This is a genomic window from Paenibacillus sp. 2TAB19 (assembly GCF_052115185.1).
Taxonomy (GTDB): Bacteria; Bacillota; Bacilli; order Paenibacillales; family Paenibacillaceae; genus Pristimantibacillus.
Genome location: NZ_JBFRGE010000020.1, coordinates 13,132 through 25,997, shown reverse-complemented (window position 1 = coordinate 25,997; position 12,866 = coordinate 13,132). Strand labels below are relative to the sequence as shown.

The 12,866-nt window shown below is 50.3% G+C and carries 10 protein-coding genes; all 10 read left to right on the top strand.

Annotated features, from left to right (window positions below; all coding sequences use genetic code 11):
- Positions 1–88 precede the first annotated feature (88 nt).
- The 10 genes from ftsH (at position 89) to hslO (ending at position 12,852) form a co-directional block, all read left to right on the top strand.
- Positions 89–2,101: an ATP-dependent zinc metalloprotease FtsH gene (gene ftsH / locus AB4Z33_RS11270; protein WP_442050028.1), complete on the top strand. Its 2,013-nt coding sequence runs from the start codon at positions 89–91 to the stop codon at positions 2,099–2,101.
- Between the two features lie 475 nt (positions 2,102–2,576).
- On the top strand, positions 2,577–3,647 hold the full coding sequence (locus AB4Z33_RS11265) for a BMP family lipoprotein (protein ID WP_442050027.1): 1,071 nt from the start codon (positions 2,577–2,579) through the stop codon (positions 3,645–3,647).
- 128 nt (positions 3,648–3,775) lie between these two features.
- Complete coding sequence (locus AB4Z33_RS11260) at positions 3,776–5,320, top strand: ABC transporter ATP-binding protein (protein ID WP_442050026.1); 1,545 nt, start codon at positions 3,776–3,778, stop codon at positions 5,318–5,320.
- 5 nt (positions 5,321–5,325) lie between these two features.
- On the top strand, positions 5,326–6,408 hold the full coding sequence (locus AB4Z33_RS11255; RefSeq protein ID WP_442050025.1) for an ABC transporter permease: 1,083 nt from the start codon (positions 5,326–5,328) through the stop codon (positions 6,406–6,408).
- A 1-nt stretch (position 6,409) separates the two neighbouring features.
- A complete protein-coding gene (locus tag AB4Z33_RS11250) occupies positions 6,410–7,372 on the top strand; it encodes an ABC transporter permease (RefSeq protein WP_442050024.1) in 963 nt (320 codons plus the stop codon).
- A gap of 335 nt (positions 7,373–7,707) precedes the next feature.
- Entirely contained in the window at positions 7,708–8,646 is a 939-nt protein-coding gene (nadA, locus tag AB4Z33_RS11245) for a quinolinate synthase NadA (RefSeq protein WP_442050023.1), read from the top strand.
- 40 nt (positions 8,647–8,686) lie between these two features.
- Positions 8,687–10,300 (top strand): L-aspartate oxidase, encoded by a 1,614-nt coding sequence (nadB, locus tag AB4Z33_RS11240; protein WP_442050022.1) that lies wholly within the window; start codon positions 8,687–8,689, stop codon positions 10,298–10,300.
- Positions 10,293–11,177 (top strand): carboxylating nicotinate-nucleotide diphosphorylase, encoded by an 885-nt coding sequence (nadC, locus tag AB4Z33_RS11235; RefSeq protein WP_442050021.1) that lies wholly within the window; start codon positions 10,293–10,295, stop codon positions 11,175–11,177. The genes nadB and nadC overlap by 8 nt, the downstream gene beginning before the upstream one ends.
- A complete protein-coding gene (locus AB4Z33_RS11230) occupies positions 11,174–11,947 on the top strand; it encodes a type III pantothenate kinase (protein WP_442050020.1) in 774 nt (257 codons plus the stop codon). The genes nadC and AB4Z33_RS11230 overlap by 4 nt, the downstream gene beginning before the upstream one ends.
- Positions 11,947–12,852, top strand: coding sequence for an Hsp33 family molecular chaperone HslO (hslO, locus tag AB4Z33_RS11225; RefSeq protein WP_442050079.1), 906 nt, complete (start codon positions 11,947–11,949; stop codon positions 12,850–12,852). Before AB4Z33_RS11230 ends, hslO begins: the two co-directional genes overlap by 1 nt.
- Positions 12,853–12,866: the final 14 nt, after the last annotated feature.

Here is a 12,866-nt window from a genome sequence, read left to right as displayed (position 1 = left end):
AACCGTACATGCCCTCTCCATCTACCTCTATTGTTATGGAAAGTCATGCTATGGTAAAATATTTTAAGCGCCTGAGAGGAGGTTGGGGATGAATCGGATCATCCGTAATACAGGTTTTTATTTAATCATCTTTTTGGTGACCGTTGGGATTTTTCAATTTATCAGCAGCCAGAATAAGACGACCGTTGGTTTGAGATACGATGAGCTCCGCACTGCTATTGAATCAGGCAATGTAGCGGAATTAAGCTTGAAGTACGAGAACCAGACTTATTTTGTAACTGGTAAATATATTAAAGCGCCAGAGAAGGCCGAAAGCGACCAATTCGTATCCCGAATTAGCGTTAGAGCCGAGGAGCAAATTTTAGAATGGCAAGAGAAGTACGGCTTTAAGATGGAGAGCAAGGAAATGGATCAGCCAAGCATTTGGCTTACATTCCTTACATCCATCATTCCATTCGTCATCATTTTCGTCCTGTTCTTCTTCCTGATGAATCAGGCACAGGGCGGCGGCGGTAAAGTAATGAATTTCGGCAAAAGCCGTGCGCGCTTATACAATGAAGAGAAGAAACGGATCACGTTCGAGGATGTCGCGGGTGCCGACGAGGAGAAGCAAGAGCTCGTTGAGGTCGTTGATTTCTTGAAGGATTCGCGTAAGTTCAACCTGGTAGGCGCTCGCATTCCGAAGGGCGTATTGCTTAACGGGCCTCCAGGTACAGGTAAGACGTTGCTGGCTCGCGCCGTTGCAGGCGAAGCAGGCGTGCCGTTCTTCAGCATTTCCGGTTCTGACTTCGTCGAGATGTTCGTCGGCGTCGGCGCATCGCGCGTGCGGGACTTGTTCGAGAATGCGAAGAAGAGCGCTCCATGTATTATTTTCATCGATGAGATTGATGCGGTAGGCCGTCAGCGCGGCGCCGGTCTTGGCGGCGGTCATGACGAGCGCGAGCAGACGCTTAACCAATTGCTCGTTGAGATGGATGGTTTCGGGGCTAATGAAGGCATCATTATTATTGCTGCAACGAACCGTCCGGACATTCTTGACCCGGCCTTGCTCCGTCCAGGACGCTTTGACCGTCAAATTACGGTTGATCGCCCAGATGTGAGAGGACGAGAAGCGGTGCTGAAGGTTCATGCCCGCAACAAGCCGCTGTCCAAGGATGTTCGTCTTGATGTTATCGCTAAGCGTACAACAGGGTTCACAGGCGCGGACCTGGAGAATCTGCTTAACGAAGCGGCGCTGCTTGCAGCTCGCCGCAATAAGAAAGATATTGCGATGAATGAGGTTGACGAAGCCATTGACCGCGTCATCGTTGGTACGGAGAAGAAAAGCCGTGTCATCAGTGATCGCGAGAAACGGATCGTTGCCTATCACGAAGCAGGACATACGATTATTGGCTTCTTCTTGGAGCATGCCGATACCGTTCACAAAGTAACGATTATTCCTCGCGGACGCGCTGGCGGATACGTCATCATGCTTCCGAAGGAAGATCGTATGCTTGTAACAAAGCAAGAATTGCTTGATAAAGTAACGGGTTTGCTTGGCGGACGCGTAGCCGAGGAATTGTTCATCGGCGAGATCGGTACAGGCGCTTACAGCGACTTTAAGCAAGCGACGAGCATTGTTCGCAGCATGATTATGGAATACGGTATGAGCGACAAGCTTGGTCCAATGCAATTCGGCAATACGCAAGGCCAAGTATTCCTAGGTCGCGATATTGGTCACGAACAGAACTACTCGGATGCGATTGCGTACGAGATCGACCAAGAGATGCAGACAATCATGAACGAGTGCTACACTCGTGCGAAGAAGCTATTGTCCGAGAAGAGCAAGGAAGTACATTTGATCGCCCAAACGCTTCTTAACGAAGAGACGCTTGAGATGGATCAAATCAAGTCCTTGATCGAGACGGGCGCTCTTAAGGGCGAAGGCTCCGCTTCTTCTGATTCGGTTGCAGTAGAACCAACTTCTGCTCCGATCATTGAGACGGTTGGCGATGTGAAGGTTCGCATTCAGACTCGCGAGGATGAGGCGGCTAACACGAACGCACCGGTTCTTGAGAAGAGAGATACGCCGGAAGAAGATCCGGATAAGAACAATTCATAATGGCAGCTGTCTAGTGCAGATGCTGATTCATACGGCAGATCGGAGTTTAATTACTCCGATCTGCCGTTTTATTTTTTTAAAAGGTGCAATGATATAAAATAAACATTATTTCCATTAAACAAGTAAGAATAATAGGGATAAATGGGTGTTAAAATAAGCAATTAAACTATAGCGTAAGATGATCTGTCCGATATTTTTCTTTATTAATGTTCGGGAATAGCCTATAATTGGGTAAGTGATTTCAGCATAAAGATTAGCGAACCTCACCTTAGAATCACAACATACGGTCGATATGTAACATTATCGTTACATGTAAGCGTCTACTTGATTTTTATGTTAAGAAACCTAACATTAAATCGTTGACGTTTATTTTTTTGTAACTATAATGAAATAATAGCGGCCAAAATCAGCAAGAATAAAGAAGTATGCGGGGTTGCGAGGTATTGCCAAATCAGGTGCGAGGGAGAGAACAAGTATGAAGAAAACGTTTAGTTTGATGCTTATGCTTATTATTGCCGCAACGCTTGTGTTATCGGCTTGCGGAGCGAAAGGCAATAACAACGAAGGTGCTGGAGGCAACAACGGCGGAACCAAAGAAGAAGAAGTGAAATCGGACGGCAGCGGGAAAGACTTCAAAATCGGTATGGTTACCGACGTTGGCGGCGTTCATGACAAATCATTTAACCAAAGTGCGTGGGAAGCATTAGAGGATCTAACGGCTAAAACAGGCGCATCGACTAAATACTTAGAGAGCAAAGGCGACGCGGATATGGAGCCGAACTTGAACAAGTTCGTGAAGGACGGCTACAACCTCACTTGGGGTATCGGCTTCCTGTTTAATGATGCGTTGTCTAAGGTAGCGAAAGAAAACCCGGATGCAAATCTGGCTGTTATCGACAGCGTTGTAGAAGCTCCTAACGTAGCATCCATTACGTTCGCTGAGAACGAGGGATCGTTCCTCGTTGGTGTAGTGGCTGGTCTGATGACCAAAACAGGCAAAATCGGTTTCGTTGGCGGCATGGAGATTCCGGTTATTAAGAAGTTCGAAGCCGGCTTCAAAGCAGGCGTAGCGGCTGTTAAACCGGAAATCGTCGTAGACGTGAACTACACGGGTGAATTCGGCAAGCCGGATCTTGGCAAGATCGCTGCAGCAACGATGTACGACAAAGGCATCGATATTATTTTCCATGCAGCAGGCGCGACGGGTAATGGCGTGTTCAATGAAGCGACAGCTCGCAAAAAAGCAGGCGACGATGTATGGGTAATCGGCGTYGACAAAGACCAATCGCTTGAATTCGGCGATGAAGTAACGCTTACTTCGATGATGAAGGGCGTTGAAGCGGCTGTATACAAAATTTCGAAAGATTTGATCGACGGTAAATTTGCTGGCGGCACAATTCAAGAGCTTGGCCTTAAGGATGATGGCGTAGGCTTGCCTGAGACGAACAAAAACGTTCCTGAAGTTGTTCTCAAACAAGTCGAAGAGTTCAAACAAAAAATCATCAACGGCGAAATTAAAGTACCTGTAGATCCGGCTGCCAAATAAAGATCCAGGCCGCAGGAAGATAATATGGCAAGAGAGACGAAGGAATATAAGACCGGCTTCTAGGCCGGTCTTGTCTTTTTGTTAAATAGAACTCAATACGGGAAATGAACCGGGGAGATGATGAAGGAATGGACCGGAACTTGGCGGCTGTACAGTTAAAAGGAATAACGAAACGATTTCCTGGGCTAGTGGCCAACGATTCGATCGATTTTGAGCTCAAAAAAGGCGAGATACATGCGCTGCTAGGCGAGAATGGCGCAGGTAAATCAACACTCATGAACATCTTGTTTGGGCTGTATCAGCCGGATGAAGGCGAGATTTACGTGAACGGCGAGAAAACGGTTATCGATGGAGCAGCCAAAGCGATTGAGCTTGGCATTGGTATGGTGCATCAGCATTTTAAGCTTGTTCAGCCGTTTACGGTAGCGGAGAACATCGTGCTTGGCAATGAACCGAAGAAAGGCTTGACCATTAATTATAAGCTGGCGAATGAGAAGGTTCGGGACATATCCGAACGTTATGGTTTGAAAGTAGATCCGCAAGTTCGGATTAAAGATATTACCGTTGGCATGCAGCAGCGGGTCGAAATATTGAAGACGCTATATCGGGGAGCGGAAATCGTTATTTTCGATGAGCCAACGGCTGTGCTAACGGTACAAGAAATCGAAGAACTGATTGAGATCATACGCAGTTTGGCTGCTGAGGGCAAGTCGATTATCATTATTACGCATAAGCTGAAGGAAGTTATGGCGCTTGCCGATACGGTAACGGTTATCCGACGGGGCAAAGTGGTGAAGACGGTGAGCACGTTGGAAACGGACGAGCGCAAGCTTGCGGAGCTGATGGTTGGCAGAGATGTGTCGTTCCAAGTGGAGAAGACAAAAAATTTGCCGGGCAAAACCGTGCTCTCTGTTGATTCGCTGCAAATGAAAGGCGAACAGGGCAAGCAAGTGTTGAATGGTGTCAGCTTCAACGTGCGCGCAGGCGAGATAGTAGGCATTGCCGGGGTTGACGGAAATGGACAAAGTGAGCTCATTTACGCCATTACAGGCATGAGGCAAGTAATCGGCGGCAGCGTGAAGCTGAATGATCAGGATTTAACGAATAAGTCGCCTCGGACGGTATCGCTTGCAGGAGTAGGACATATTCCGGAGGATCGTCATAAGCACGGACTCGTGCTTGATTTCACGCTTAGTGAAAATATGATATTAGGAAGTTATTTCGAACCGGAGTTTGGCCGCGGCATATTCATCGACTATGGAGCCATGGATAAGCTTGCAACGAAGCTGGTCGATGAATTCGACGTTCGTACATCGGGCATACATACGCATGCTCGTGCTTTATCAGGCGGCAATCAGCAGAAAGCAATAATTGCTCGGGAGCTGCACAGTGATCCTGATCTGCTTATCGCGGTACAGCCGACAAGGGGTCTTGATATCGGTGCAATCGAATACGTCCATAAACGTCTTGTAGATGCTCGCAATGAAGGCAAAGCCATTTTGCTCGTTTCCTTCGAGCTTGATGAGCTGTACGCGCTATCCGACCGGATAGCCGTGATGTATGAAGGCTCGATTATGGGCGAGGTAGACGCAGAGCACCGCGACGATCAGCAGCTCGGCCTGATGATGGCCGGCAATCAGTCTGAACAAAGCCGGCTTGAGAAGAGGGGGTAGGACAAGTGGATACTTTCAAAAAGATTTTCGTCAAGTCATCGATCGGCATCCCGCTTGTCGCTATCGTACTTGGCTTATTATGCGGAGCGCTAGTTATGCTTGCGGGAGGCTATAATCCGATATTGGCATACACCTCTCTCGTTAAGATGGTATTCGGCAGTCCGTATGATATAGGTGAAGCGATCCGTGCGATAACACCGCTTATCTTCACGGGACTTGCTGTTGCTTTTGCCTTCCGTACGGGATTATTTAATATCGGTGTAGAGGGCCAATTCATGATGGGGATGACCGGCGCGACGCTTGTCGGTGTTGGTTTGGAGTTGCCGTGGTATCTTCATGCGCCGCTTGCTGTTGTTACAGGTGCGTTGTTCGGTGGGATCTGGGCAGGCATCGTCGGTTACTTGAAAGCAAAGCGCGGCGTAAACGAGGTTATATCTTCGATTATGCTGAACTGGATCGCCTTGTTCCTATCGAACTTTATCGTGGYGAAGTTCCTTGTGCAGCAAGGCCAGCAGAAAACGCCGAATGTGCATGATTCTGCAAGATTGTCGATTGATTGGCTCGTTGAGCTGATGGGCAATGCCCGTATGCACTGGGGGACGTTAGTTGCGATTATTTGTGTCGTTGTGTTCTATGTCCTGTTATGGCGGACGAAGCAGGGCTACGAGCTTCGTGCGGTCGGCCACAATCCAGATGCTGCGCTGTATGCCGGCATGAACGTGAAGACCACACTTATCAAGTCGATGTTCATAAGCGGTATCTTCGCGGGACTTGGCGGCGTGTTCGAAATATTGGGCGTCTTCGGTTATCAGACGGTTATGGCCGCAACATGGGGTTATGGCTTCGACGGCATCGCGGTTGCTCTGCTTGGCGGCAATACGCCGGTTGGCGTGCTGCTCGGCGCGATCTTGTTCGGCGGCTTGTCATATGGCTCCGCTGGCATGAATTTTGGCGCTGAAGTGCCTCAGGAAATTGTGCGGATCGTGATCGGGTCGGTTATTTTCTTCGTCGCTTCCCACGGCATTGTGAAGTTTTTCTTGAAGCCGTTTTTAAGCAAACGGGCAGAAAAACGGAAGGAGGCGGTGTAGGATGAACGTTATTGAAGTACTTGGGCAACTGCTCAACATTACGCTCGTGTTCTCGACTGCACTCATCTTCACCGCCCTCGGAGGTCTTTTCTCCGAACGGTCAGGCGTCGTTAATATCGGCCTTGAGGGTCTTATGGTGTCCGGCGCCTTCGCAGCGGCAGTCGTTACCGATTATGCGATCCAAGCAGGCTTGGAAGAATCGGCTCCTTGGATCGGATTAGCCGCGGCAGCGATATATGGCGTGCTCTTCTCGCTCCTGCACGCAGTTGCAACGATTACGTTTCGCTCGGATCAGACGGTTGTCGGCGTCGTTATTAATATTTTGGCGCTCGGACTTGCCATCTATTTGACCAGAAGTCTGTACAATGATTCGGGCCAAACGACGATGCTCGACTTCGTCTTCGAGAAATGGGCAATACCAGGGTTATCGTCCATTCCGATTATCGGCAACGGATTGTTCAATTCATATCCTACTACTTATATAGCTCTTATTCTTGCGGGCATCAGTTACTTTGTACTGTTCCGCACGCCGTTCGGGCTGCGCCTGCGTGCAGTTGGCGAGCATCCGAGCTCGGCCGATACGGTAGGCATCAGCGTGACGAAGTATCGTTACATCGGCGTTATGCTGAGCGGCGCGTTAGCCGGTCTCGGCGGCGCGACAATTACGCTGACGACGACAAGCAGCTTCGCTCACAACACGATTTCCGGACAAGGCTTTATCGCTTTGGCGGCGCTCATCTTCGGCAAGTGGAATCCGCTTGGCGTAGTGGGAGCGGCGATGTTCTTCGGTTTTGCGCAAGCGCTGCGCAACTTTGCCCAGCTATTCGAATTTTCGAAGCAAATTCCGGCTGAATTTTTCTACATGCTGCCGTACGTGCTGACGCTGATCGTTCTCGCTGGCGGCATCGGCCGCTCGAATGCCCCTGCGGCGCTCGGCGAGCCGTACGATCCGGCTAGACGGTAATGAATTCGGTCCTCGATTTGTTGAAGACTGTCTCTAGATGAACCTAGAGACAGTTTTTTATTTTGGCGGTCTATAAGAGCAAATTGTACCTTGAACAAAAGTGAAAACCTCACTCGACAAAGCAATTTCAAAAATGGTTCTAGAAAAAGGCGTTTACGCATTGACAGAGCCATTTACCAAGTGTAAATTAAATCTTAATCAAATGAATTTATCCCTTTTGGTTTAAACTATAGGCAAGCGACTTTCTGAGTATGTGCATCAATTCACAAAGTAGCACTTGCCGCATATCGGAATGGGAGTTGACTCCCATCCCTCATAAGAGGAGAGGATCCACTGTGGAAGCATTAGCGCTGGAACGCAAGGCGGAACAAAACCGGGAACTGCGGGAGAGGCTGTTGCAATTAAAGAAAGAACGTAACGCCATTATTTTGGCTCATTACTATCAGCGTGATGAAATACAGGAAGTAGCCGATTTCCGCGGCGATTCGTTCCTGCTGGCACAGAAAGCGGCGCAAACCGATGCAGAAGTCATCGTATTTTGCGGCRTTCACTTCATGGGAGAAAGCGCGAAGATTCTTGCTCCTAACAAGACGGTCATCATTCCGGACGAACGCGCCGGCTGCCCAATGGCAGATATGGTTAACGTCGACGGCTTGCGCAAGCTGAAGGCTCAGCATCCGAACGCGAAGGTTGTGACATACATCAACTCGTCGGCCGAGATTAAGGCAGAGACGGATATTTGCTGTACATCGGCGAATGCGGTGAAGGTTGTTAACTCGGTAGAGGGCGATGAAGTGATCTGGGTGCCGGACAAAAACCTTGGCCATTACGTGCAACAGAATACCGACAAGAAAATGATCATTTGGGAAGGTTACTGCAACACCCATGACATGCTCACCGTCAAGGATGTTGAAGAGATGAAAGCAAAGTATCCGAATGCGCAGTTCGTCGTTCATCCGGAATGCCGTCCAGAAGTGGTAGAGCTTGGCGATTTCGTTGGAAGTACAACCGCTATCATTAAATATTGCAAAGAATCAGATTGCCAAGAGTTTATCGTTGGCACAGAGGACGGCACGGGATACCAGCTTCGACTCGACAGCCCGGGCAAGACGTTCCACTTTGCTTCGAAATATTTGGTTTGTCCGAACATGAAGGTTAATAATTTGAAGAAGCTCGTCAAAGCGCTTGAGACGATGCAACCGCAAATCTACGTACCGCCGCATATTGCGGATCAAGCCCGTTTGTCCTTGGAGCGCATGCTACTTGTAAAGTAGGATGCGCTACTCCTATGCTCAAATTCAAAGGAGCGTCATCATGATTCCTAGATACTTGGTTGATGTGCAGCTGGACGAGCTGCCTGTTGTGGATAAGGATGTCATCGTTATCGGGGCCGGCATTGCCGGTCTTTTTACCGCTATACGGTCTAGCGAGGACAACTCGGTATTGATGATTACGAAGAAGTCGCTGCTCGACAGCAATACCCGCTATGCGCAGGGAGGCATTGCCGCGGTTATATCGGACGAGGATTCGCCTGCCTATCATTTGCAAGATACGTTAATAGCTGGCGCAGGCTTATGCTCCGAAGAAGCGGTGAATGCGCTTGTCCATGAAGGGCCGCGAGGCGTGCAGAGTCTCATCTCGATGGGGACGCAGTTCGATGTGGAGAACGGCGAGTTCGCGCTCACGAAGGAAGGTGCTCATAGCCAGCGCCGTATTTTGCATGCCAATGGGGATGCGACCGGCTATGAGATTGTAAGAGCGTTGTCGGCCAATGCGGTTAACAATCCGAAGATTGAAGTATGGGACGATCACTTCGTGATCGACCTTGTGACACATGACGGCGTATGCTGCGGCGCGATCGTACAGAAGCCTAGCGGACAGCGTGTATTCGTGCGGGGCAAGGCAGTCATTCTCAGCTCGGGCGGAGCAGGCCAATTGTATCGGTATACGACGAATCCGGAAGTTGCTACAGGTGACGGTATCGCCATTGCCTATCGCGCCGGTGCCTACATTCAGGATGTAGAGTTCATTCAATTCCATCCTACCTCGCTCTGTTATCCAGGCGCGCCGCGCTTCCTCATATCGGAAGCGGTACGCGGAGAAGGGGCTTATTTGCGTAATATTAAAGGCGAGCGCTTCATGGAACGTTACCATGAGCAACTGGAACTTGCGCCGCGCGATATTGTGGCAAGAGCCATCGTCAGCGAGATGGAAGAAACGAAATCGACTTTTGTCTACATAGATATTACTCATGAGTCGCCAGAAATGGTGAAGCATCGTTTTCCTACCATATATGAATACTGTTTGAGGTATGGTCTCGACTTGACGTCAGATTGGATTCCGGTTGCGCCGGCAATGCATTATATGATGGGCGGAGTCAAAACCGATCTAAATGGGGAAACAAATATAAAGCGGCTCTTTGCCTGCGGCGAAGTATCCTCGACAGGTGTTCATGGCGCTAATCGGCTTGCCAGCAATTCGCTGTCCGAGGCGATCGTCTTCGGCCGTCGTATTGTGAAACGGATCAACGAGTTGCCGAAGAACGACGTTGTGGCTGTAATCGAGAATGAGCCGGGCCGCGTAAGCGCGCCGACACAGGCGATTGTCGAGAAAAGGCTGAAGCTGCAAAAAATTATGGTTAGGTATGCCGGCTTGCGGCGCAACGCCAAAGGCCTTGAGAAAGGAATCGAGGAGCTGAAGCGTCAGCTTCCGATCTATCAATCGGTACTAACGAAAGCGGAGGAATACGAATTCGCGAATCTGCTTACTTGCGCACTTCTTACGTCTGAGGCGGCGTTGCAGCGGCAAGAGAGCCGCGGAGCGCATTATCGTGAGGATTTCCCGCAGCGAGACGATCAGAATTGGCGCAAGCATACGGTGCTGCACCGTTTACATGGCATTACGGAGGAGCGTATTGAAGATGTATGAGTGGACGACAGGCGGATATGATGCGATCATGCGCGATCAGATTCGCGCTTGGCTTGCAGAGGATATAGGCAGCGGAGACATTACGACAGAGACGACGATCCCGCGCGGCTCGTTGTCGAAAGCTGTAATCCATGTGAAGGAGAGCGGCATTATTGCTGGTCTACCCATTGCCCGTCTCGTATTCGAGGTTGTTGATCCATCGCTTGTGTTCCAGGCCATGGCAACGGATGGCGAGCGTGTGGAGAAGGGCAAAGTTATTGCGATTGTCGAGGGCAGCACGCACAGTCTTCTTACGGGGGAGAGGCTAGCGCTCAACCTCATGCAGCGCCTATCGGGCATCGCAACGAAGACCGCTAAGTTCGTTGAGGCGCTTGCCGGCTTGCCGGTAAGACTTGTCGATACGCGCAAGACGACGCCGGGTCATCGGATGCTGGAGAAGTATGCGGTTCGGGTCGGCGGCGGTTCGAACCATCGTTTCGGGCTGTATGACGCGGTAATGATTAAAGACAATCATATCAAGGGCGCAGGAGGCATCCGAGCTGCCGTTGAAGCCGCACGGAGACAAATTCCGCATACGATGAAGATTGAAGTAGAGACCGAGTCGATGGAACAGGTGCAAGAGGCGCTTGATGTCGGCGCGGATATCATTATGCTGGACAATATGCCGAACGAGCGTATGACAGAGGCGGTTGCCCATATTAAAGCAACATCACCGCATGTTATCGTTGAAGCATCCGGCGGCGTTACGCTGGCTACCGTTCATGGCATTGCAGCCACCGGTGTCGACGTGATATCCGTTGGCGGACTGACTTATTCGTTCCAGGCGCTGGATATTAGCCTCGATCTGAATGAGAAGAAGGGCGGCGAGCGGCGTTGATTCTCGTCATCGATGTAGGGAATACAAATATCGTGCTCGGCATATACAAGGGCAAGGAGCTGCTTCATCATTGGCGGCTCAGCACGAACCGATCGGCTACGGTTGATGAGTACGGTATTAACATACACAATCTGTTTCAGTTCGCGGGCGTGAAGCTTGACCAGATGGACGGAGTTATTATCTCGTCTGTCGTTCCGCCTTTGATGCGTACGCTGGAACAGCTATGTCTCAAATATTTGCGCAAGACGCCAGTTGTTGTCGGGCCTGGAGTAAAGACGGGGCTGAACATTCGCTACGAGAATCCGCGGGAGGTCGGTGCCGACCGGATCGTGAATTCGGTAGCGGGCATCGAGAAGTATGGCACGCCGCTTATTGTGGTGGACTTCGGAACGGCGACGACGTTCGATTATATTGACGAAGCGGGCAATTACTTAGGTGGCGCGATTGTGCCGGGCATCGGGATATCAACGGAAGCGCTGTACCAGCGCGCTGCTAAGCTGCCGAGGATCGAGCTTGTGAGACCTAAGAGCGTTATTGGGCGCAATCCCGTGACGTCGATGCAGGCTGGCATTATTTTCGGCTATGCCGGGCAAGTAGACGGAATTGTGAATCGCATTCGTAAGGAATTCGGCGTATCTCCTCGCGTTGTGGCGACAGGCGGCTTGGCCGAGCTGATCGCTGCCGAATCGGAGACGATTGAAGAAGTCGATCCGCTTCTGACGCTTGAAGGGCTGCGTATTATATATGAACGCAATCAGGAGGGATCATGATGAATGAGCTGATGAAGGATGTGCTGGTGCGCGGAACGGCTTGGGATGGAAAGCTGCGCGTATTCGCAGTGCGCACGACTCAGCTTGTCGAAGAGCTGCGCAGACGGCATGCAACGTATCCAACGACGACGGCGGCGCTTGGGCGAACGCTTACGGCTGGCGCGATGATGGGTGCGATGCTGAAAGGCGAAGAGAAGCTGATTATTCAAGTGAAAGGCGACGGTCCCGTAGGCCAGATCGTCGTGGATGCTAATGCGAAGGGGCAAGTACGCGGCTATGTAGACAATCCGCAGGTGCAGCTTCCGAGCAACGCGCTCGGAAAGCTGGATGTGGCAGGCGCAGTAGGACGTAATGGTTTTATTTACGTTACTAAGGATTTGGGGCTGAAAGAGTCCTATATTGGAAGCGTACCGATTGTATCAGGCGAGCTTGGCGAAGACTTCACTTACTACTTTGCGGTATCCGAACAGACGAATACAGCGGTAGGACTCGGCGTGTTGGTTGAAGAAGATAATTCGGTCATTCAAGCAGGCGGCTATATCATTCAGCTTCTGCCGGGTATTACGGATGCTGATATTACGAGGTTGGAGCAGGCGCTTGCGGGGATGCCTGCGTTGACATCGCTGCTTGCACAAGGCGAGACGCCGGAGAGCATATTGATCAGACTTGTTGGTGAGGATGGTCTTAAGATTCACGATACGATGGACATCGAATTCCATTGCCCATGCTCGAGCGAGCGAATGGAACGGAACCTGATTAGCCTTGGCGCGACTGAATTGCAACAAATTATTGAAGAAGACGGAAAAGCGGAAGTCGTTTGCCATTTTTGCAACGAGGCGTATACCTTCGAACGGGATAAGCTAGAAGAACTGCTTGATCAAGCGAAGCCGAAGCCGATCCATTAATCGGAGGCAGTAGG